We start from the raw sequence: 20831 nt of genomic DNA, 5'->3' as shown, positions 1-20831 counted from the left end.
ATGCTTATCGGCAACGCCCCTTGTTCCTGGGGCATCAACTATCCCACCGGCAACCGCTACACCTGGCAGCAATATCTCGATGAAGTGGCAGAGGCTGGCTATGCCGGGACCGAGCTGGGGCCGTTTGGCTTTTTGCCCAAGGACGCCGCCCTGCTCAAGGATGAGTTGGCCAAACGCCAGCTGACGCTGATCGGCGCCACCCATGTGCACACTTTTGGCGATGCCACGACTGCTGCGCAGTTCACCCAGACCCTGCGCGAATTGTCTGACCTGCTTGCCAAGCTTGGCGCGCGGCACCTCGTGATCATGGATGAAAGCAATTGGTATCCTGAAGGGCAGGAGGGTGTGCTTGATGCGCCGGCTTGGCACGGGCTGATTGGCATGGTCCGGGATGCCCAACAGCTGGTCGAGGGTGAGTTCGGCCTCAAGCTCAGCTTTCATCCACATGTCGGCACCGCAGTGGAGCGGGAGGATCAAATCGACCGGCTGCTGCACGACACCGAGATTGACCTTTGCTTCGACACCGGCCATCACGCCTTTTGGGCGCAGGACCCGCTCGCCTATATGGAAAAGGTCTTCCCCCGCATCGCCTATATGCATCTCAAGAACGTCGACCCCGTCGTGCGGGGCTGGATGCTTGCTGGAGAGCTTTCGATCGCGGATTCCTACGGCGCCGGCATCATGTGTCCGCTGCCCGATGGCGTTGTCGATATCGCAGGCGTGATGGCTTTCCTCCAAGCGGGCAATTTCGCCGGACCCGTTGTGGTGGAACAGGATGTTGCCGCTAACGCCGCCGAAACGCCAGTGCAGCTAGCCGCGCGCAATCTTGCGTTTGTGAAAGGGATTGGGGAATGACCACTCCACTCAAGGTCGGGCTGATCGGGTTGGGGGAAGTCGCCCAGCTTATGCACCTGCCGCTCCTCGCCGATGACCAGCGCTTCGCCATCACTGCAATCAGCGATGTTTCGCTGAGCCTTCTGGACTATATTGCCACCCGCTACGGTGTCCCCTCGCGACACAGCACGGCTGACGCGCTGATTGCCGATCCGTCTGTCGATGCCGTCTTTATCCTCACGCCCGATCATCTCCATGCCGAGCTGCTGGAAAAATCCATTCGGTCGGGCAAGCATGTCTTTGTGGAAAAGCCGGCCTGCCTGACGGTGGAACAGTTGGAGCCGATCCTGTCGGTGCCGCGCCGCGACGGGCAGATCGTCTTTGTCGGTTACATGCGCCGGTTCTCGCGTCCGTTTCTCGAACTCAAACGGCGCCGTCCGCCCCTGGCGGCCATCCGGCATGTGCGGGTGCGCGATATCATCCGCGAGGCACCGTTCTTTGTGGGCCAGACCCGCAATGTGTTCCGGCCCAGTGACGTTCCGGCCGAGGTGATCGCGCAAGGTCGGGCTAGCACGCAAGCCATGCTCCGATCGGTTATGGGCGAAGAGTGCCCGCCCGAAACTCTGCGCGCCTATCAGGTGCTGACTGGCCTTTCTTCACACAGCTTTTCCGCCATGCGAGATCTGTTGGGCCCGCCCAAGGGCGTGCGTTATGCCACCCAGCACAAGGGCGAAACGGTGATCGCCCTGTTTGACTATGGCCACTTCACCGCGCTTTATGAGGCCGTGATCGATGATGTCTCGCGCTTTGATGCCGGCATTGAGGTGCTGACACAGACTCAGCACTTCAAGCTCAACTACGACACGCCCTATATCCTCAACTTGCCCACGCGGCTCGAGATCACCACTTCCTCGGACACGGAAACGGCGACGGAGATCATCGGCCCCGTTTATGAGGATCCGTTCCGGATCGAGCTCAATGCGTTTCTTGATAGCGTCCGCACCGGCCAGCCTCCGCGCACCGGACTGGAGGATTCGCTCGAAGATCTCAGGCTGTTCCGGGAAGTCGGGCAGCACTTCCGGCGCTAGACGACGCGGCGGCTTGCCGCCAGCGGCACCCGCGGGCCGCTGGGTAGTTTGGAATGTATGTTCCGCGTTGACAAAGCAGCAGAACCGGGATTTCCTCAACTCAGCCGGATGAATGGGCCACGAAGAGCCCCGGTTGAGGGGGAGTTCCGTTGTGGCGTCCCAGTTCGCAATCAACCACATATTTGTGCCGCGGCCGCGGCTTGCAGGGCTTTGGGCTAGTGCCGTGGAGGCGCGGCTCGATGCCTGCTGTTCCCCGGGCGCCTCGCAGGTTTCCATGATGGAGGGGCGGGCCGGCTCGAGGTCGTGAACGTCGGAGATTTCAATTCCCGCAAAGGGACATCCGGAACAAAGGGGCGAGACCGGACGCCTGCTCTGTGGAGGAGACGAGGACATGAACAAGATCGCGCTGGCCGCACTGGCCACGACCATGCTGTCGACCGGATTTGCCGGTGCTGCCCATGCTGAAACCGTGGGTGTCAGCATGGCTGCTTTCGACGACAATTTCCTGACCGTGCTGCGCAATGGCATGGCTGATTATGCAACGACGCTGGAGGGGGTTGAACTGCAAGTGGAGGACGCCCAGAGCGACGTTTCCAAGCAGATGAGCCAGATCCAGAATTTCATCGCATCAGGCGTCGACGCCATCATCGTCAATGCGGTGGATACGGATGCGACGGCTCCCATGTCCCAGCTCGCAGTCGATGCGGGCATTCCGCTGGTTTATGTGAACCGGCAGCCGGTGAACCTCGATGCGCTGCCCGAGAACCAGGCTTTCGTTGCGTCCAACGAGGTGGATTCCGGGACCCTCGAGACCAAGGAAGTTTGCCGGTTGCTCAAGGAGGCCGGCAAAACGGAGGCCAATGTCGTGGTGATGATGGGCGAGCTGTCCAACCAGGCGGCCCGGCAGCGCACGCAGGATGTGCATGATGTGATTGCCGCGGACGAATGCTCGTTCATGACGGTTGTGGAAGAGCAGACTGCCAACTGGTCACGCCAGCAGGGGGCCGATCTCATGACGAACTGGCTTTCGGCGGGCATCCAGTTCGACGCGGTCATCGCCAATAATGACGAGATGGCAATTGGCGCAATCCAGGCCCTCAAAGCCGCCGGTACCGACATGGACGCCATGATCGTGGGCGGGGTGGACGCGACCCAGGATGGCCTGGCCGCTATGGAGGCCGGGGATCTCGATGTCACCGTGTTCCAGAACGCCGCCGGACAGGGCCAGGGGGCGCTCGATGCGGCCCTCGCTTTGGCCCGGGGCGAAGAGGTTGAGCGGGAGGTCTGGATTCCGTTTGAACTCGTGACGCCTGACAATCTGGCCGAGTACCAGAACAAGAACTGATCCTCCTTGGCGCACCGCTTCGGTGCGCCATTAACATCATTGGTTCGGGACATCATGATGAAACTGAATTCTGTACTTCTGGCTCTGAGCGCGCTGCCCTTGTCTTTGGTGCTACCCGCCCATGCCGAGAATATTGGCGTGTCCATGGCGAGGTTTGATAGCACCTTCTTGACCCTGCTTCGCAACGGCATGGAAGCGCGTGCCGCCGAACTGGGTGACGTCACGCTCCAGGTGGAAGATGCCGTCAATGATCCCAGCACCCAGCTTAACCAGGTTAGCAATTTCATTGCATCGGGGGTTGATGCCATCATCATCGCGGCGGTGGACGCTGAGAGTACGCCGGGTATGAGTGCCCTGGCGGACGCCGCCGGCATCCCCATTGTCTATGCCAACCACCCACCAGCCGACATTGATGCCCTGCCGGAGAAGGGCGCCTTCGTAGGCTCAAATGAGGTGGACTCGGGCACCCTGCAGACCCGCGAAGTGTGCCAACTCTTGGGGGGCAGCGGCAATGTGCTGATCCTTATGGGGCCGCTTAATAACCACTCCGCCCTTCAGCGCACTAAGGACGTGCACGACGTCATCGCAACGGACGACTGCAAGGGGATGAGCGTGCTCGAGGAGCAAACCGCCAATTGGGATCGCCTGGAAGCGGCCAATCTGATGACCAACTGGCTATCCTCCTCCATGGAGTTCGATGCGGTTATCGCCAACAATGACGAGATGGCGATCGGCGCGATCCAGGCGCTGAAGTCAGTAGGTCGTGACATGGATGGAGTTGTAGTTGCGGGCGTGGACGCGACGCCAGATGGATTGGCCGCGATGGCGGCGGGCGATCTTGATGTGACCGTGTTCCAGAACGCCCAGGCGCAAGGGGCCGCCTCCGTGGACGCGGCCATTGCCTTGGCACGCGGTGAGGCGACTGAACAGAAAATTTGGGTGCCGTTTGAACTCGTCACGCCCGAAAACATGGCCGAGTACCAGAACAAAAACTAGGCTTAGCTTCCCGTCGGAGGGGAAGCGACCCTGAGCAAGGGAGGCGGGGCGATGGTTAGTCCGCAGACGATGCGCGCCGTTCGCGAGAGCGGGGCGGTGCCCAATTCGCCGTTCCTTCTGGAGATTGCCCATGCCCGCAAGGAGTTCCCGGGGGTGGTGGCGCTGGACGACGTGTCGTTGCACCTGCGGCGCGGCACGGTGCATGCGCTGATGGGAGAGAATGGGGCGGGCAAGTCGACGCTGATGAAAATCATTGCCGGGATCTACACGCCCGATAGTGGCTCGGTGCGGCTGCGGGGGCAGGAGATCCGCCTCAAGTCTCCGCTCGATGCGCTCGAGAACGGCATTGCCATGATCCATCAGGAACTCAACCTGATGCCCTATATGACGGTGGCCGAAAATATCTGGATCCGGCGCGAGCCGCTCAACCGCTTCGGGCTGGTTGACCATCGCGTACTCAACCGGCGGACGCAGGAGCTGTTTGATCGGCTCCATATCGACATCGACCCAGAAGTGCAGGTTTCGAGTCTCACGGTGGCCAGCCGCCAGATGGTCGAGATCGCCAAGGCAGTCTCCTATGAGAGCGATGTGCTGATCATGGACGAGCCCACTTCGGCCCTGACCGAAAAGGAAGTGGCGCATCTGTTTGCGATCATCCGCGACCTGCGCAGCGACGGGAAGGGCATTGTCTACATCACCCACAAGATGAGCGAGCTTTTCGAGATCGCCGACGAGGTCTCGGTGTTCCGGGACGGACGCTATATCGGCACCCATCCTGCGGCAGAGGTCACGCGCGACGAGATCATCCGCATGATGGTGGGCCGCGAGATCACCCAGCTCTTCCCCAAGGAGGAGGTGCCGATCGGGGAGGTGGTGATTTCGGTCAAGGACCTCGCGCTAGAGGGGGTGTTCGCCGACATTTCGTTCGATGTGCATGCCGGGGAAATCCTGGGCATTGCGGGCCTTGTGGGTTCGGGGCGCTCCAATGTTGCCGAAACGATCTTTGGCATCACGCCGGCCACTGCGGGCACGATCGAGGTGCGGGGAGAGCAACTGGACGTTACCTCGCCCACGGTCGCGATCCATCATGGCATGGCGCTGATCACCGAGGATCGCAAGGAGACGGGCTGCCTGCTGATGCTCGACATTCAGGAGAACATGCAGCTGGCGGTGATCCAAGACAGGTTCACCCGCGCAGGCTTTGTGCAGCAGGGGCCGCTCAGCCGCGCCTGCGAGGAGATGAGTGCCAAGTTGCGGATCAAGGCGCCGAGCCTTGAGGAGCGGGTGGAGAATCTGTCGGGCGGCAACCAGCAGAAAGTGCTGATCGGGCGCTGGCTGCTGACCGGACCCAAGATACTGATCCTCGATGAGCCGACCCGCGGCATCGATGTGGGGGCCAAGGCCGAGATCCACCGGCTCGTGACGCAACTGGCGCGGCAGGGCGTGGCGGTGATCATGATTTCCTCCGAGCTGCCCGAAGTTCTCGGCATGAGCGACCGCATCATGGTGATGCATCAGGGGCGCGTTACGGGGATCCTCGATCGCGCCGAGGCCGATCAGGTCAAGATCATGGACCTGGCTGCACGATGAGTGATTACTGCAACACGGCCGCAGGGAGGACCTGAGCCATGACCATCACATCCGATACCATGGCCCCTCCGCGGGTCCGCCGGCGCCGCTTGCCAACGGAACTCTCGATCCTGCTGGTTCTTCTGGGCATTGCCCTCACCTTTGAAGCCTTGGGCTGGATATTTATCGGCCAATCCTTCCTGCTCAATCAGCAGCGCCTCACCATCATGATCCTGCAGGTTTCGGTGGTGGGGATCATCGCGGTGGGCGTCACCCAGGTGATCATCACCGGCGGCATCGATTTGAGCTCTGGCTCGGTGGTGGGCATGACAGCGATGATTGCCGCGAGCTTTGCCCAGAGCGCCGATTGGGCGCGGCCAGTTTATCCGGGGCTGGTCAGCCTTCCCGTCGTGGTGCCGATCCTGATCGGGCTGGCGATCGGCACGCTGGCCGGGGTGATCAATGGCTCGCTGATCGCCTTCACCAAGATCCCGCCCTTTATTGCCACGCTCGGGATGATGGTTTCGGCGCGGGGCGTCGCCAAATGGTACACCAAGGGGCAGCCGGTTTCGGGGCTTACGCCAGAGTTCACCTCGATCGGCTTCGGGATCTGGCCGGTGCTGATCTTTTTGGGGGTGGCGCTGATCTTCCACATAGCGCTGCGCTATACGCGCTACGGCAAGTTCACCTATGCCATTGGCGCCAACCCGCAGGCGGCGCGCGTATCCGGCATCAATATCGAGCGCCACCTCATCAAGGTCTATGCCATTGCCGGCATGCTGGCGGGGCTCGCCGGCCTTGTCACCGCGGCCCGGGCGCAAACAGCGCAGTCGGGCATGGGGGTGATGTATGAACTCGACGCCATCGCTGCCGCCGTGATCGGGGGCACGTCGCTGGCGGGCGGGCAGGGGCGGATCACCGGCACGGTGATCGGTACGATTATCCTCGGGACGATGACGTCGGGATTCACCTTTTTGCGCATCGACGCCTACTACCAGGAGATCATCAAGGGCATGATCATCGTTGCGGCCGTGGTGGCCGACCAGTATCGCCAGCGCAAGCGCAAGAAAGTCTAGGATTGGCGCAGCGCGCCAGCTCCACGTCCATCACGATGCCGGCTGGTTTCATCCGGTAGCATCCTGAAATCTCGGCATCGACCGCGGCGCATGGCCGGGTTATGCGCCGAGTAGAGTTGAACCAGCCGCGTCAGGAGCCTGGCGCATATTTTGGAGACTACACATGACGGTTCGTTTCGGCCTTCTGGGTGCTGGCCGCATTGGCAAGGTGCATGCCAAGGCGATCACTGCCAATTCCCAGGCGCAACTGGTGGCGGTGGCCGACGCCTTCCCGCAGGCTGCGAGCGATCTGGCGGGGCTTTATGGCGCCGAGATCCGCAGCACCGAGCAGATCCTCAACGCCGCCGATGTCGATGCGGTGGTGATCTGCACGCCCACCGATACCCATGCCGATCTGATCGAGCAGTTTGCGCGTGCGGGCAAGGCGATCTTTTGCGAGAAGCCGATCGATCTCGATGTGGCTCGGGTGCGGGCATGCCTTTCCGTGGTGGATGCGGAAGGCGCGACGCTGATGGTGGGCTTCAACCGCAGGTTCGACCCGCACTTCACCGCGGTCAAGGAGGTGATCGGCCGGCACGAGATCGGGCAGGTGGAGATGGTCACTATCGTGTCGCGCGATCCCGGGGCGCCGCCGGTCGATTACATCAAGCGCTCGGGCGGCATTTTCCGCGACATGACGATCCATGATTTCGACATGGCGCGGTTCCTGCTGGGCGAGGAGATCGAGAGCGTTACGGCGCAGGCCTCCGTGCTGGTCGATCCGGCTATCGGAGAGGCCGGTGATTTCGACAGCGTTTCGGTGATGCTGCAGACCGCTACGGGCAAGCACGCCACGATCTCCAACTCCCGGCGCGCCACCTATGGCTATGACCAGCGCATCGAGGTGCATGGCTCCAAGGGGTCGGTGGCCGCCGAGAACCAGCGTCCGGTGTCGATCGAGGTCGCCAATGCCTCTGGCTATACCCGCCCGCCGCTGCACGACTTCTTCATGACGCGCTATACCGAAGCCTATGCCCGCGAAATCGAGGCGTTTATCGATGCCGTGCAAGCCAAGGCACCGGCGTCGCCGAGCGGGCTTGATGGATTGATAGCGCTGGCGCTGGCGGATGCGGCGCTCCGATCCGTGCGGGAGGGCCGCACGGTCAAGCTCACTGAAATTCTCAGCTAAGCGCTATTTCAGCAGCCACTCATGGTCGGGCGCATTGTGGAATTTCCAGATGCGCTTGGGCCCGGCCATGACGTTGAGATAATAAAGGTCGTAGCCGGCGGTGGTCGCCACAGGATGGTAGCCGCGCGGCACGAGCGTGACGTCGCCATCCTCGATCACCAGCGCTTCATCAAGGCTGCGATCATCGGTGTAAACCCGCTGCATGGCAAAGCCCTGGGGCGGGTTGAGCCGGTGGAAATAGGTCTCCTCCAGCTGGCTTTCATGAGGGAGATTGTCCGTGTCATGCTTGTGGGGCGGGTAGGACGAGGTGTTGCCCTGAGGGGTGATCACTTCGACCACCAGCAGCGCGTTAGCCGCGCCGTCATCCTCGGGCATGATGTTGTAGACATGCCGGACATTGGCGCCCTTGCCGCGGGTGATGCGGGGATGCCGGCCCGGCTCGATCACCTGGGCGGTGTATGCGACGCCGCCGGGGGCCGAGCAGACCGCCAGTTCGAGCGGGGTGGTGGCATCCACCACCCATTCGCTGCCCATCGGCAGGTAAACGGCCCAAGGCGGGCCATCAAAGGGCGACATGCGCTCGCCCAACTCGCCCAGATCGACCCCATCCACCGAAACGCGGGCCTTGCCGCTGACGAAGACGAGGCAGAGTTCGTTGATGCCCGCCTCGCCGCCCGCCACCTGGCCGGCCTCGAGCTTGTGGAGGGCGAACCCGACATGGCTCCAGCCCGCCGAAGCGGGGGTTACATCATGCACCAGGCCCGTCTTGGCCATCGGGCGGACGCGTAGACTGCTCTGGCTCATTGCCGGGCTCCTGCTTGGGGAAGGCGTAGAAGTAATTGTAGAGGAAGTAGGCCAAGGCAGCACCGACCAGCACACCCCAGAACGGCTCCTGGTTCCAAAACCATTCCCAGGCGCACCAGATCACCAGAAAGACCGCGACGGCCACGCGGCGCCAGAGGGGCTGAAACCAGGAAATGTCGTTGGATTTAAGCGCCACGTGCGAGCCTCCTGCGGGGAACTCCCCCCTTTTACTTACGGGAAAGCCTGCCCGTTGGGAAAGCCTTGTGTTTCCACAGTGTAACCCGCGGCGCTCATGACGCGCATAAGTTCGGCATGACCAATTTGCGCCATCCGCAGCGGCGGGTTCTGGCGCGGGTCCTGTTCGGCTTCGACCACGAACCAGCCTTCATAGCCGTAATCGGCAAGGCGCTGCACGATGGCGCCGAAATCGAGCGAGCCATCGCCCGGCACGGTGAAGGCGCCAAGGGCCACGGCATCGAGGAAGGACTGGCGCGAGCGATCGAGGGCCTTGATGACCTCGAGCCGGACATCCTTGACGTGGACATGATTGATGCGGGCGTGGTGGTTGTCGATGGCGCGCAGCACATCCCCACCGGCAAAGGCGAGGTGGCCGGCATCGAGCAGCAGCGGAATGCCGGGGCCGGAATTGCGCATGAAGGCGTCGAGCTCGGCTTCGGTTTCCACTACGGCGGCCATGTGGTGGTGGTAACTCAACGGCATGCCTTGGCCGGCGCACCACTCGCCAAAGCGGGTGACCCGGGCGGCATAGGTCTTCATCTCATCGTCGGACAGGCGCGGTTTGGTGGCGAGCGGCTTTGAGCGGTCGCCTTGGATGGAGCGTCCGACTTCGCCATAAACAATGCAGGGCGCGCCCACGGCCTTGAAGAGCTCGATCATGGGGGCGATGCGGTCCTGGTTGGTAGCCAGCTCCTCATCCACGAGGGTGCCGGAAAACCAGCCGCCGCAGAGCGTGACATCGGCGGCCCGGAGGATGGGCAGCATGGTGGCGGGGTCTTCGGGGAAACGGCGGCCCTTTTCCATGCCGGTAAAGCCCGCCGAGCGCGACTGGCGCAGGCATTCCTCCAGCGACACGTCATCGCTGAGTTCGGCGAGGTCGTCGTTCCACCAGGCGATGGGGGACATGCCAAGCTTGGCTTTCATTTTTCTGCCTTCTTTGCTGCCACGCCCTCGTGGTTCGAGGGCCGCTGCGCTCCCGCCTCACCATGAGGGCTACTGGGGCGCTGAGTTGGTACGAGCTTCCGATGGTCCTCGTTGCGAGGACGTGGCACCTAGCCGACCTGCTGGGCCTTGAGCGCTGCCACATAGGCTTCGCGGGCGGCGTTGACCTGAGGGCGATCGCTAACTTCGGGCACGGCCACGTCCCACCAGTGACCGCCCGCTTCGGTGGCGATCAGGGGATCGGTGTCGATGACGATCACCGTGGTCTGGGTGGAGGTTTCGGTTTCCTGCAGCGCCGCTTCCAACTCGCTGATCGAGGCCACTTTGCGCGAGACGGCACCCATGGCGGCGGCATGGGCGGCAAAGTCGATATTGGGCAGGGTGGTGTGCTGGGTGTCCTTGAGAAGGTTGTTGAAGTTGGCTCCGCCGGTGGCCATCTGCAGCCGGTTGATGCAGCCAAAGCCGGCATTGTCGAGCAGCACGATCGTAAGCTTGGCGCCCAGCATGATGGCGCTGACGATTTCGGAATTGAGCATCATATAGCTGCCATCGCCCAGCATAACGACGACGTCATCCTCCGGGCGGGCGAGCTTGACGCCGAGGCCGCCGGCGATTTCGTAGCCCATGGTCGAAAAGCCGTATTCCATGTGGTAGCTGCCGGGGCCTTCGGCTTCCCAGAGCTTGTGCAATTCGCCGGGCAGACCGCCCGAGGCACAGACCAGGGTGGCGCCGGGGCGGGCCCGCTGTACGGCTCCGATCACCTGGGCGTCGGAGGGCAGCTCGGCATTGGTGGCGGCGGTGACGGCGTCGGCCGCCACGAGCCATTCGTCTTTCTCGGCATGGGCCTTGTCGGTCCATTCGGGGTCAGCCTGCCAACCGGTCAGGGCGGCGTTGAGCGCTTCGAGGCCCGCGCGGGCATCGGCGACGAGGGGCAGGGCGGCGTGCTTTTGCGCATCAAAGGGCTGCACATTGAGCCCGATGATCTTGAGATCTGGGTTCTTGAACAGGGCCCAGGAGCCGGTGGTGAAATCCTGCAGCCGCGTGCCGACGGCCAGCACCACATCGGCCTCTTCGGCGAGCTTGTTGGAAGCGGAACTGCCGGTGACGCCGACCGAGCCCATGTTGAGGGGGTGATCGTGGGGGAGGCTCGATTTGCCGGACTGGGTTTCCATCACCGGCACGCCATAGCGTTCGGCGAAGTTGCGCAGGGTGTCGGTGGCTAGCGAATACAGCGTGCCGCCGCCAGAGATGATCACCGGCTTTTTTGCGTGGAGCAGCGCCGTGGCGGCTTGGGCGAACTCGTCGCCATCGGGCATGATGCGGCGGACCGTCCAGATCTTTTCGGCGAAGAAGCTCTCGGGATAATCGTAGGCTTCGGCCTGCACATCCTGGCAGAGGCTGAGGGTCACCGGGCCGCATTCGGCCGGATCGGTCAGCACCTGCATGGCGCGGCGCAGGGCGGGAATGATCTGCTCGGGGCGGGTGATGCGGTCGAAATAGCGGCTCACCGGGCGGAAGCAGTCATTGGCGGAAGTCGTGCCGTCGCCCCAGTTTTCGACCTGCTGCAGCACCGGATCGGGGAGGCGATTGGCAAAAACATCGCCGGGCAGGAGCAGCAGCGGCAGGCGATTGACATGGGCAAGGGCGGCAGCCGTGACCATGTTGAGCGCGCCCGGGCCGATGGAGCTTGTGACAGCCATGAAGCGGCGGCGAAAGCTTGCCTTGGCAAAGCCAATGGCCGCATGGGCCATGCCCTGCTCGTTCTGGCCGCGATAGGTGGGCAGGGTGTCGCGGACGCCATAGAGCGCCTCGCCGATCCCCGCGACATTGCCATGTCCGAAAATGGCGAACACACCGCCGAAGATGGGCACGGTTTCGCCGTCGACCACCGTCATCTGCTTGGTCAGAAACCGGGCCACGGCCTGGGCCATGGTTAGTCGAACAGTTTGCTGGCTCATGATCTTTGTCTCGGTTCCTGCGTCTGCAATGTGGTGCCCTTCGGGGTCAACTCGGCAGCCTGATGCTTTCAGCCGGCCACCTCAAGCCGCCGGCTTTCGCCCAGCCGCTCCCATACTTCCACCAGCGCGCCGAAGCGCTGGGCCATGTCGGCGACTGCCTCCTCGTCGCTCATGGTGCCGGCGAGCCATTGTCTGGCGGCGTCGGCGAAGATGGTGCGGCCCACTGCAAAGCCTTTGACCCACCGCGAATTGCGAGCGGTCTGGAAGCCAGCTTCGAGCACATCGTGCGGCGCTTCAAGGCCCAGCAGCACCACGCCCCGGCAATAAGGGTCGTTGCTTTCGATCACGGTGTCGATGGCAGACCAGGCCGCGGTGCTCTTCTGGGTTTCGAGCTTCCACCAATCAGGCTTGATGCCGGCGGCATAGATCTCGGTCATGGCGCGGCTGATCGTGTCGTCGGCGATGGGGCCGTGCTTGCCGGCAATGATCTCAACCAGAATGTCGCGTCCGACCTTGCGGGCGGCCTCGTAGGCGGTGCGCAGCTTGTCGATCTGGTCACGCTTGAGATCGGCGGCGTCGTCGGGGTGGAAAAAGCAGAGCACCTTGAGGCAGTGGTCGACTGGCCAATCCACGAGGCGCGAGCCAAGGTCCTGGCTGAACTCGAAGCGCAGGGGCCGGGAGCCGGGCAGCTCGACGGGGCGGCCAATCCAGAAGTCGGGCAGGGCGGCTGCGGCGAACAGGGCATCGCGGCCATATTTGTCGTCGAGCAGCATGCCAAAGCCCGGGCGACCCCCAGCGATTGCGGCAGCGGCCTTGACGGCCAAGGCCTTGAAGGCGGGGATGCGGGCCAGCTTTTGCGGATCGCCGCCGGCAAGATCCTCGAGCTGGCTGCGGTGATCGACGGCCAGCGCCATGAGGCTGGGGATCTGGCGGCGACGGGTCGTGGCCCAATGGATGTGGTTGAGCTCGGCATCCTTGCGCAGGGCGCGTTCGCTGCTGCCCTTGGCGAGGAAGTGGTTGAGCTCGGCCCAGCTGGGATATTCGGGCGAGCAGAGGAGGCGCGACACCGCAAATGCGCCGCAGGCATTGGCCCAGGTGGCGCTGGTGGCATGATCCTCGCCGCGCAGCCAGCCGCGGAGCCAGCCGCTCATGAAGGCATCGCCGGCCCCCAGGACATTGTAGACCTCGATGGGGAAGCCCTTGCCGACAATGCCATCCTCGAGGTTGTCGGGGATGGGGCCGTCATAAACGATGCAGCCCATGGGGCCGCGCTTGAGGACGATCGTGGCATCCGAAAGGGTGCGGATGGTGCGTAGGGCCGCGGGCAGATCGGCCTCGCCCGAGGCGATCAGCACTTCTTCCTCGGTGCCCACGATCAGGTCGCAATCGGGCAAGACGCTCTTGTATTTTTCGCTGACAACATCCGAGGCGACATAGCGCGAGAAGCCCGCTTCATGCCCGGCCAGGCCCCAGAGATTGGGGCGGTAATCGATATCGAAGCCGACGCGGGCGCCATGGGCCTTGGCGAGGCGGATGGCCTTTTTCTGGGCCGCTTCGCTGTGGGGGCGGGAGAAATGGGTTCCGGTGACGATCACGGCGCCAGCCGAAGCGATGAAGCTTTCGTCGATATCGTCCTCGGACAGCGCCATGTCCGCGCAATCGGTGCGGTAAAAGATCATGGGCGAGACGCCCTCGGCTTCCACCGACAGCAGCACCAGAGCGGTGAGGCGCTCGGGATCGGTATGTACGCCGGCGGTTTGCACGCCTTCGCGTTCGAGCTGTTCGCGGATGAAGCGGCCCATCTGCTCGTTGCCGACCCGGGTGATCAGCGCCGATTTGAGCCCGAGGCGCGCGGTGCCCACGGCGATATTGGCGGGGCAGCCGCCGACGGATTTGGCGAAGCTGCCGATGTCTTCGAGGCGAGTGCCGATCTGCTGGCCATAGAGATCGACCGAGGCGCGTCCGATGGTGATGACGTCGAGGGGTTTATCCCCGGTGCTGGGATTTGAACTCCTCACAGCGATCCTCCCATTCGGCTTTGCCGATTTGCAGTCATGCAGCGTGCTGCTTAACCTTTTGAAACATGGGTTCTGCGCTGCGTCAACATGGAACTGCCGTTCCAATCGGGAGGGCTGGAGCCTCCATGCGGATGCCAAAGATCGCGGTGGTCAGGCGCGGCGGCGCTGTTCGGCGATGCTGACGGTCAGGGCCATGGCAAAGGCCATGCTGGCGGAGAGCGAGCGGAACCCGGCATGGTCGGCTTCCACCACCTCGAACCATTCGCGCGAGCATTCCGCGAGGGGCGAAAAGGCGGAGTCGGTGAGGGAAACGACGGGGATATCTCGCGCCGCGAGGGTGCGCGCCTGGGCGGCGCTTTCGGGCGCGTAGGGCGAAAAACTCACCGCAAAAGCGGCGTCGCGCGGGGTGGCCATGGCGAGAAGGTCGTCATCCATGCCATTGGCGGTGCCCACGAGTTGGCAGCGCACGCGCAGCTTGCCGAAGGCATAGGCCATGTAGCTGCTGATGGGGTAGGAGCGGCGCTTGGCGATGAGGTAGATGGTGTCGGCCCTGGCCAGCAGCGTTACCGCCCGCTCAAAGCTGTCCGGATCGACAGCGGCGCCGATGGCATCAATGGAGCGGTGTGCCGCCGCCAAAAAGCCGTTGAAGATATTGGTGCTCTCCGCCCGCGCCGTCCCGTCCAGCTCGAGGGTGCGCAGGCGCTCCTCATAGGATGAAGTGCGTTCGCGCAGGCGGGCGCGAAAGAGCTGTTGCAGGCCGGAAAAGCCGTCAAAGCCGAAATGCTGGGCGAAGCGCACCAGGGTCGAGGGTTGGACATCGGCCGAGAGGGCGATGCTGGCGGCGGTACCGAAGGCGATCTCGTCGGGATTGTCGAGGGCATAGGCGGCCACCTGGGTCAGCCGCTTGGGCAGCTCGTTCTTGCGCTCGAGAATGGTGGCGCGCAGGGCATCGTAGTCGGCAGGGGTGAGGGGCTTGGCAGCGGCGTCAGTCATCGGCGAAATCCCGGTTCCCCTCCCATAATCCTCAAAGCCCCGGACGGCGCAAGGCGCGAGCCCTATTCCCGATCACCCCAAGCTCGATTATCCATTTTAGCACGAGGGAGGACGTGATGGATAATTCGATTGGTGTGGGCCTGATCGGCACCGGCTATATGGGCAAATGCCATGCACTGGCATGGACCGGCGTCAAGGCGGTGTTCGGCGACGGGCCGCGGCCGCGCCTGGTGCATCTGGCAGAGGTAGATGCGGGATTGGCGGCGCGCCGGGCCGAGGAGTTCGGGTTCGGGCGCTCAACCGGGGACTGGCGCGTACTCGTGACCGACCCCGATGTCGAGGTGGTGTCGATCACCACGCCCAATGCGTTTCACGCGGAGATGGCGGTGGCGGCGCTCGAAGCGGGCAAGCATGTGTGGTGCGAAAAGCCGATGGCGGTGACGCTGGCAGATGCCGAGCGGATGACCGCGGCGGCGCGGGCCTCAGGCAAAACAGCGGTGCTGGGCTACAACTATATTCAGAACCCGATGGTCCGGCAGATCGGCGCGATCCTCGCCGAGGGCACGATTGGCACGGTCAATCATGTCCGGCTGGAGATGGACGAGGATTTCATGGCCGATCCCGAGGCACCGTTCTTCTGGAAGAACGAGCTGGCGGCGGGCTATGGCGCGATCGACGACTTCGGGGTGCATCCGCTCAGCCTCTTGCAGGTGCTGTTCGGCCTGCCCAGCCGGGTGTTTGCCAATCTCAGCAAGCCCTATCCTGATCGGCCCAGCCGCGAGGGCGGGCGGCGCAGTGTCGAGAACTGGGATGTCAGCAGTATCCTGTTTGAACTCGGGCCCGAGATCAGCGGCCTCATGGCGCTGAGCCGCACGGCGTGGGGGCGCAAGGGGCGGATCGCGCTGCAGATCTTTGGCAGCAAGGGCAGCATTGCCTATGACCAGGAGCGGCTCAACGAGTTGCAGCTTTATGTGACGAGCGACAAGCCAAGCGAGCAGGGGTTCCGCACCATCCTGTCAGGTCCGCGGCATCCGCCTTATGACCGCTTCGTGCCGGCGGCGGGGCATACATTGGGGTTCAACGATCTCAAGATCATCGAATGCCACGAATTGCTGCGGGCGATTGCCGGCGAGCCGGCGCAGGTGATCGATTTCGAGAGTGGGCTGCAGATCGAACGGGCGGTGCATGCGATGGGTCAGTCGCATCGCGAGCAGCGCTGGGTGGAGGTCGATTAGAGACGGGGCCGGTCAGAAGGCGGAGCACTCGCGTTCCACGATTTCGGCGAGGACGCTGCGGTGGCCGCCAACGCGGCGGAGGAGCCGCAAGGATGGCGCTGGATTCCAGCGGCCGACGATGGGCTGAGGGGGAAGAGGGTCAGCGCTCTGGCCGAAAATCGGTCGGAGCGCAAGGTCGGGATGGTTGAACGCAGTTAGGGCCCAGGGCTTGGTCGCCCCGGGTCGAAGCGTTAGTCAGTCGCCACTTAGTCGTCGGTGTTGAGCGACAGCGATGCGGGAGCGAAAGTCGAAGAGGTGCGGGCCGCTGGTGCGCTGGCGCCTACATCGAGATTGGTCCCAACAGCGTTGGTGCTGCCGAGTGGGCTGAGCGTATAGCGATCAACGAGCACGACATAGTGGCTGCCATCAGGGTTGACGGCCTGCACGCGGATGGCGTCGCCCCACTGCTCGACGCTGGTGGCGTCGATGTCGCGGTGCGCCAGAACCGAGGTGATCTCGTTGATGGTGCGGCCGTTGATTTCGCGGGTCTCAACCAGGCTTTCAGCGGCCATTGTGACGGGTGCTGTAGCGAGGAGAGCGAGGGTGACGAGGCTGATTTTCAGTGACATGGAAGAATCCTTTCGTTTGAATTTCCGTGTGACTGATAGCTAGGTCGACCATGGTCCCCGAATAAGACGTGGAATGTAGAAGCTTTGTTTCTCTACAGAGACAATCAGCTGGTGGGAGCCAGGAGCTCCTGTCAGGCTGCCGCGTTGGCCTGATCGGCCAATCGCTCGCAGGTGGCGAGCCGCTCGGGTACTGCGCCGGCGAGGTAATCCAGCAAGACCCTTACAGCCGGAACAAGACCTTTGCGTGACGAAAAAACGGCATGAACGATGCCGTCCGGCGTGTACCAGCCAGGAAGCAAATGCACCAATTCGCCGCGGGCAAAGGCGGGAGCCGCAGCATATTCAGGCAAGACAGTGACGCCGAGGCCGGCAATGGCGCTGGTGCGCAGAACAACAAAGCTGCTGCACATCAGGCGCGGCCGACTGCGGATCTGGCGGGTTTCGCCATCGGGCCCCGTTAAAAGCCAGTCCACCTCCTCGTGGACGTTGAGAGAGGATAAGGTGGGCAGTTGCGGCAGGGTATCGATAGTGATGGGGTGACGCACCGCTTCTACCAAGGCGGGGCTGGCGACAAGGACGCCCCGGGCCTGCCCAAGACGGCGCACGATCAAGTTGGGGTCAGAATCCAGGCTCGAACGGGCCCGAATGGCGACATCGACGCCGTCCTCGACCAGATCGGCAGCCCGGTCGATGACCTTAACCTGCACGCGAACCCGCGAATAGCGGGCGAGGAATTCGGGGAGGAGATCGTTGATCAGTTCATCGAGCAGGGCCTGGGGACAGCTGAGACGGACGATGCCGTTGGGCTCGGTCTGAGCTTGCGCGGCGACGGCCTGGGCGCCTTCCGCACCGGCCAGCATGGTTTCCGCCTGCTCAAAGACGGCGCGGCCGACTTCGGTGAGCCGTAAGTGGCGCGTGGTGCGCTCCAGCAGGCGTACGCCGAGCTGGGCTTCGAGCTGGGCTACGCGCTTGCTCAACGTTGCCTTGGGCGTGCCCGTAGCTCGGCCGGCAGCGGTGAAGCCGCCATGGGTGGCAACGGAGTGGAAGAAGTAGAGATCGTTCAGATCGAGCATTGTATGCATGTGTCCATCTCGCCGAGACGCTCCGAACCGCCTGCCGGGGGCCCGGCGACCGGGCAGCTCGCGCAGCCAGGTGGAGGCAGGTTTGGCCGCGAGGGCGCAGTCTGTCACGGTTTGGGTGCCACGTGGATTTCTTCTGCGCAACAATTGTTGCCAATATGCTGTTAGCCGCTGTGGCAGCGGCTGGACCCCGGCGGGTTGATTGCCAAGCGCTGGCGATTGGCGTTATGGCCTTAGGGATGCAGCGAGCCACCGCCGCAGGGAGGAATGCGAGTGAGCGTAGCCTTTACCAAGGAAGACAGTGCGCAAACCGCGGCGGAAACCATGCTGCCGGATCGCCCGATCCCGGCGGCACCCAATCTGGTGACCGAATCGGGATTGACGGCGCTGCAGGCGCAGTTGGAGGCGGCGCGCGCCGCCTATGAAGCTGCCATGGCGATCGAGGACACCGATGAAAAGCGGCGCGAAGGGGCGGGCCCCTTGCGCGACCTGCGCTATTTCACCGAACGGGTGCGCACTGCGCAGGTGATGCCCGAGCCGGCAGGCACCGATAGGGTGCTGTTTGGCAGCACGGTGACCTTTCAGCGCGATGATGGGCGGGTGCAGACTTATCGTATCGTGGGGGAAGACGAGGCCGACCCGAAGGCCGGCTCCATCTCCTACGCTTCGCCGATCGCCGCGGCGCTGATGGGCAAGGCCGTAGGCGATGCGGCTAACCTGGGCGCGCAAGAACTCGAGATCGTGGACATCGCATAAGCCGGCAAGCTGCAGCTAAAGCCGCACCGGCCTTGGCCGTGCGGATATGGGGCAGGCGGGCGTCGCAGCAAGGGCTGCGACATGGGGCGAAGTTCGCCTCGGTGCCGGTCGTCCGGCAAAAGGGTAGAAGGTGAAGCAAGCTTCGCCCCATGCACTATCGGAGACTCTTCGGTGAGGACCGTCCGTGGCTAGACCCGTGCCAAACGCCAGAAGCCCTGGGGCTTCATTGGACCGGGGGATGAAATCGGTCCCGGATCATCCTCGTCCCGAAGGAGCTTGGGCGACCCCAAACTCATCCGATATTCCCGCACCGACCGTTCGTCGCGACCGCGCAGCTTGCCCGGGAACAAGGGGATTGTGCCTGAGGTTTTCGGGGCGGGGATAAGATTTTGGGGTGGGGCGGTGATGGCCGCCCTCGTGGTTCGAGGCTGCGCTTCGCTACGCACCTCACCATGAGGGCTCCGGCTCCGTGTTTACTCGGCCGCTTGCGCGCGCTCGGTTTGTCATCCCGTTTCAGGCTTGTGAGCGTGCCCGAGCGCTGCAAGGCGCGGGTGAAAGGGAAAATTAGCCAGTTTCGGGGAGGAGTGGTGGCAATTGTCCCACCAGGAATAACGCATGCGCAAAGCCCTTTTCGCCGTCCTCGGCCTGTTGCTAGTGACCTCCGCTGGTGCTGCCGAATGGAAATATGAAGGGGGCAATGTTCCCATTGCCTGGTTCGACAATGGCGATGCCCAGTTCCAGTTCGCCTGTCGTGGCGGCCAGTTGGCCATGGGCTTTTGGGTGCGCAAGCCCGAGGCGGCAGTTGCCGGCAGCACGGCCCTAAGCCTCGCCATTACTCCAGACCCGGCCGAGGGCAGCAAAGTTACTGGTGGGGCCGGCACCAGCTTTGCCCAGGACATGCCGCTGGTGCATTCCGATGGCTCTTCGGTGATCGTCCGCGGACCCGTAGCGCGCCAGTGGGCCAAGATCGCGCAGGGCGCGCGCGATCTGATCCGGGTCGCCTATGTGCGGCCGGCCGCCAGTGGGCTCGACGTATTCGACACCAATGTCTTTGGCGCCAAGGGTTCCTCGGGCGCCATCGCCAAGGTGCTGGCTAAATGTAGCTAGGGCCGGGCGATCCTAAGCAGGCGGCTCGGTCACGAAGGGCATGATATCGACGCTGTCCCCGGGAAACACGCTGAAATGGGGATGGTTCTCAAAGAGGCGCGCAGCGTCCTCGATGGTTGGTGCTTCCACCGTGAGATAACCGCAGACCGCGTTGGTGGCGGGCGCGGCTCCTGAGCTGGAAACGCGCAGGGTCTTGCCGACCATGCCGCCGCGGTCGGGGATATGAGCGGCGTTGCGGCTCTCCCATTCCGTCCATTGCGCGACGCCTTTGGCATCAATGGCGTCCTGTTCGGCCTTCGGGAGGGCGCGGAAGCGGACGACGTTCTCGGGCTGCATGGTGTAAAGGGCGAGAAAGCGGGGCATCGGGAGGCTCCTGGTTCTGGCGTTACACGGGTTAGCTTAGCCGTTCGGCGCGCGCGTGTCGCTAGCGGCGATGCGGGGCTTGGGTCCGGCCTTTCCTGGCACCCCGAGCAGTGGCCACCCGGACGTGGTTTCATGTTGGTCCGGGCGGCCGGCATTTTCCTCAGTTCGATCGTCCATTCCCCCGTCACGCGGCAATAACCGGGATTTCCGCTGCGGCGCGACGTTCCAGCAGCGCCAGCACAAGAACGATCGCGGCCTGGACGAGGAGAAAGGTCCAGCCCAATGCGCTGGGGGTAAAGAGACCAGCGAAGGGCAGGGCGATGCTGGCGACTACCCAGGCAATGTTGCCCAGGATGATGAAGTTGGTTGCCCAGTTCGCCGGGTACTGGCGGCGGGCGGTGATGGCCATGAAGATGGCGACGGAAAGCAGCAGCATGCCAGCGTAGAACAGGAAGCTGGACGGGATGGCGGTCAGCCTCGATAACGGCCCTGAGCCAGCGAGCAACAGCAAAGCCATTGCGGTGCAAGTTGCCGCATCAATGAACAGCAGACGACGAAGCGATAGATTTGGCATCGGATTGGTCCTCGGTTGAGCCGGCCAGCACGGCCGGTGAGGAAAATCTGCTATTGATGTGTGCTGAGGTCGATTACCTGC

At 63.3% G+C, this 20831-nt stretch carries 20 protein-coding genes; 10 read left to right on the top strand and 10 right to left on the bottom strand.

Annotated features, from left to right (window positions below; genetic code table 11):
* The 7 genes from HRQ64_RS12210 to iolG all read left to right on the top strand — a co-directional run bounded on the left by HRQ64_RS12210 (nt 1) and on the right by iolG (nt 8076).
* On the top strand, nt 1-855 hold the full coding sequence (locus HRQ64_RS12210) for a sugar phosphate isomerase/epimerase (protein ID WP_172123486.1): 855 nt from the start codon (nt 1-3) through the stop codon (nt 853-855).
* Nucleotides 852-1922 (top strand): Gfo/Idh/MocA family oxidoreductase, encoded by a 1071-nt coding sequence (locus tag HRQ64_RS12205; protein ID WP_172123485.1) that lies wholly within the window; start codon nt 852-854, stop codon nt 1920-1922. The genes HRQ64_RS12210 and HRQ64_RS12205 overlap by 4 nt, the downstream gene beginning before the upstream one ends.
* Nucleotides 1923-2313: 391 nt before the next feature.
* Complete coding sequence (locus tag HRQ64_RS12200) at nt 2314-3267, top strand: sugar ABC transporter substrate-binding protein (protein ID WP_127753337.1); 954 nt, start codon at nt 2314-2316, stop codon at nt 3265-3267.
* A gap of 57 nt (nt 3268-3324) precedes the next feature.
* Nucleotides 3325-4263: a sugar ABC transporter substrate-binding protein gene (locus tag HRQ64_RS12195; protein ID WP_127755237.1), complete on the top strand. Its 939-nt coding sequence runs from the start codon at nt 3325-3327 to the stop codon at nt 4261-4263.
* A 51-nt stretch (nt 4264-4314) separates the two neighbouring features.
* Nucleotides 4315-5853, top strand: coding sequence for a sugar ABC transporter ATP-binding protein (locus HRQ64_RS12190; RefSeq protein ID WP_248307048.1), 1539 nt, complete (start codon nt 4315-4317; stop codon nt 5851-5853).
* 38 nt (nt 5854-5891) lie between these two features.
* The gene (locus HRQ64_RS12185) at nt 5892-6908 is read left to right on the top strand and encodes an ABC transporter permease (protein WP_172123484.1); all 1017 of its coding nucleotides are present in this window, start codon (nt 5892-5894) and stop codon (nt 6906-6908) included.
* 163 nt (nt 6909-7071) lie between these two features.
* Complete coding sequence (gene iolG / locus HRQ64_RS12180; RefSeq protein WP_172123483.1) at nt 7072-8076, top strand: inositol 2-dehydrogenase; 1005 nt, start codon at nt 7072-7074, stop codon at nt 8074-8076.
* A gap of 3 nt (nt 8077-8079) precedes the next feature.
* Here the strand turns inward: iolG and iolB are convergent, their stop codons facing one another.
* From iolB to HRQ64_RS12150, 6 genes are all read right to left on the bottom strand, one after another.
* Nucleotides 8080-8880, bottom strand: coding sequence for a 5-deoxy-glucuronate isomerase (gene iolB / locus HRQ64_RS12175; RefSeq protein ID WP_172123482.1), 801 nt, complete (start codon nt 8878-8880; stop codon nt 8080-8082).
* On the bottom strand, nt 8825-9076 hold the full coding sequence (locus tag HRQ64_RS12170) for a hypothetical protein (RefSeq protein WP_172123481.1): 252 nt from the start codon (nt 9074-9076) through the stop codon (nt 8825-8827). The genes iolB and HRQ64_RS12170 overlap by 56 nt, the downstream gene beginning before the upstream one ends.
* A 35-nt stretch (nt 9077-9111) precedes the next feature.
* A complete protein-coding gene (gene iolE / locus HRQ64_RS12165; RefSeq protein WP_172123480.1) occupies nt 9112-10041 on the bottom strand; it encodes a myo-inosose-2 dehydratase in 930 nt (309 codons plus the stop codon).
* Nucleotides 10042-10169: 128 nt separating this feature from the next.
* Nucleotides 10170-12017, bottom strand: coding sequence for a 3D-(3,5/4)-trihydroxycyclohexane-1,2-dione acylhydrolase (decyclizing) (iolD, locus tag HRQ64_RS12160; protein ID WP_172123479.1), 1848 nt, complete (start codon nt 12015-12017; stop codon nt 10170-10172).
* A gap of 68 nt (nt 12018-12085) precedes the next feature.
* Nucleotides 12086-14035, bottom strand: a complete 1950-nt coding sequence (iolC, locus tag HRQ64_RS12155; protein ID WP_172123478.1) for a 5-dehydro-2-deoxygluconokinase — start codon at nt 14033-14035, stop codon at nt 12086-12088.
* 150 nt (nt 14036-14185) lie between these two features.
* Nucleotides 14186-15028, bottom strand: coding sequence for a MurR/RpiR family transcriptional regulator (locus tag HRQ64_RS12150; RefSeq protein ID WP_172123477.1), 843 nt, complete (start codon nt 15026-15028; stop codon nt 14186-14188).
* Nucleotides 15029-15144: 116 nt separating this feature from the next.
* Between HRQ64_RS12150 and HRQ64_RS12145 the strand changes: the two genes are divergently transcribed.
* Nucleotides 15145-16263, top strand: a complete 1119-nt coding sequence (locus tag HRQ64_RS12145; RefSeq protein WP_172123476.1) for a Gfo/Idh/MocA family oxidoreductase — start codon at nt 15145-15147, stop codon at nt 16261-16263.
* 245 nt (nt 16264-16508) lie between these two features.
* Here the strand turns inward: HRQ64_RS12145 and HRQ64_RS12140 are convergent, their stop codons facing one another.
* Nucleotides 16509-16871 carry a hypothetical protein gene (locus HRQ64_RS12140; protein ID WP_172123475.1) on the bottom strand — a complete coding sequence of 121 codons (363 nt, stop codon included), beginning with the start codon at nt 16869-16871 and terminating at the stop codon, nt 16509-16511.
* A gap of 131 nt (nt 16872-17002) precedes the next feature.
* Nucleotides 17003-17944: a LysR family transcriptional regulator gene (locus tag HRQ64_RS12135; RefSeq protein ID WP_172123474.1), complete on the bottom strand. Its 942-nt coding sequence runs from the start codon at nt 17942-17944 to the stop codon at nt 17003-17005.
* 279 nt (nt 17945-18223) lie between these two features.
* Between HRQ64_RS12135 and greA the strand changes: the two genes are divergently transcribed.
* The gene (gene greA, locus HRQ64_RS12130) at nt 18224-18706 is read left to right on the top strand and encodes a transcription elongation factor GreA (protein WP_172123473.1); all 483 of its coding nucleotides are present in this window, start codon (nt 18224-18226) and stop codon (nt 18704-18706) included.
* A gap of 615 nt (nt 18707-19321) precedes the next feature.
* Nucleotides 19322-19813, top strand: a complete 492-nt coding sequence (locus HRQ64_RS12125; RefSeq protein WP_172123472.1) for a hypothetical protein — start codon at nt 19322-19324, stop codon at nt 19811-19813.
* 12 nt (nt 19814-19825) lie between these two features.
* Here HRQ64_RS12125 and HRQ64_RS12120 read toward each other — a convergent pair whose 3' ends face one another.
* Both HRQ64_RS12120 and HRQ64_RS12115 read right to left on the bottom strand, forming a co-directional pair.
* Nucleotides 19826-20176, bottom strand: coding sequence for a hypothetical protein (locus HRQ64_RS12120; RefSeq protein ID WP_172123471.1), 351 nt, complete (start codon nt 20174-20176; stop codon nt 19826-19828).
* A gap of 184 nt (nt 20177-20360) precedes the next feature.
* A complete protein-coding gene (locus HRQ64_RS12115) occupies nt 20361-20750 on the bottom strand; it encodes a hypothetical protein (protein ID WP_172123470.1) in 390 nt (129 codons plus the stop codon).
* Nucleotides 20751-20831 lie beyond the last annotated feature (81 nt).

Origin of the sequence: Devosia sp. 919, assembly GCF_013185965.1 — a bacterium.
Taxonomy (GTDB): Bacteria; Pseudomonadota; Alphaproteobacteria; order Rhizobiales; family Devosiaceae; genus Devosia.
The sequence above is the reverse complement of the archived record's forward strand: the minus strand, read 5'-3'. Positions and strand labels throughout refer to the sequence as shown.

What these genes read in the sequence shown, in the direction of transcription:
- HRQ64_RS12210 (WP_172123486.1), top strand. Translation starts at nt 1, where the DNA reads ATGCTTATCGGCAACGCCCCTTGTTCCTGGGGCATCAACTATCCCACC.
- HRQ64_RS12205 (WP_172123485.1), top strand. Translation starts at nt 852, where the DNA reads ATGACCACTCCACTCAAGGTCGGGCTGATCGGGTTGGGGGAAGTCGCC.
- HRQ64_RS12200 (WP_127753337.1), top strand. Translation starts at nt 2,314, where the DNA reads ATGAACAAGATCGCGCTGGCCGCACTGGCCACGACCATGCTGTCGACC.
- HRQ64_RS12195 (WP_127755237.1), top strand. Translation starts at nt 3,325, where the DNA reads ATGAAACTGAATTCTGTACTTCTGGCTCTGAGCGCGCTGCCCTTGTCT.
- HRQ64_RS12190 (WP_248307048.1), top strand. Translation starts at nt 4,315, where the DNA reads ATGGTTAGTCCGCAGACGATGCGCGCCGTTCGCGAGAGCGGGGCGGTG.
- HRQ64_RS12185 (WP_172123484.1), top strand. Translation starts at nt 5,892, where the DNA reads ATGACCATCACATCCGATACCATGGCCCCTCCGCGGGTCCGCCGGCGC.
- iolG (WP_172123483.1), top strand. Translation starts at nt 7,072, where the DNA reads ATGACGGTTCGTTTCGGCCTTCTGGGTGCTGGCCGCATTGGCAAGGTG.
- iolB (WP_172123482.1), bottom strand. Translation starts at nt 8,880, where the DNA reads ATGAGCCAGAGCAGTCTACGCGTCCGCCCGATGGCCAAGACGGGCCTG.
- iolE (WP_172123480.1), bottom strand. Translation starts at nt 10,041, where the DNA reads ATGAAAGCCAAGCTTGGCATGTCCCCCATCGCCTGGTGGAACGACGAC.
- iolD (WP_172123479.1), bottom strand. Translation starts at nt 12,017, where the DNA reads ATGAGCCAGCAAACTGTTCGACTAACCATGGCCCAGGCCGTGGCCCGG.
- HRQ64_RS12150 (WP_172123477.1), bottom strand. Translation starts at nt 15,028, where the DNA reads ATGACTGACGCCGCTGCCAAGCCCCTCACCCCTGCCGACTACGATGCC.
- HRQ64_RS12145 (WP_172123476.1), top strand. Translation starts at nt 15,145, where the DNA reads ATGGATAATTCGATTGGTGTGGGCCTGATCGGCACCGGCTATATGGGC.
- HRQ64_RS12140 (WP_172123475.1), bottom strand. Translation starts at nt 16,871, where the DNA reads ATGTCACTGAAAATCAGCCTCGTCACCCTCGCTCTCCTCGCTACAGCA.
- HRQ64_RS12135 (WP_172123474.1), bottom strand. Translation starts at nt 17,944, where the DNA reads ATGCTCGATCTGAACGATCTCTACTTCTTCCACTCCGTTGCCACCCAT.
- HRQ64_RS12125 (WP_172123472.1), top strand. Translation starts at nt 19,322, where the DNA reads ATGCGCAAAGCCCTTTTCGCCGTCCTCGGCCTGTTGCTAGTGACCTCC.
- HRQ64_RS12120 (WP_172123471.1), bottom strand. Translation starts at nt 20,176, where the DNA reads ATGCCCCGCTTTCTCGCCCTTTACACCATGCAGCCCGAGAACGTCGTC.
- HRQ64_RS12115 (WP_172123470.1), bottom strand. Translation starts at nt 20,750, where the DNA reads ATGCCAAATCTATCGCTTCGTCGTCTGCTGTTCATTGATGCGGCAACT.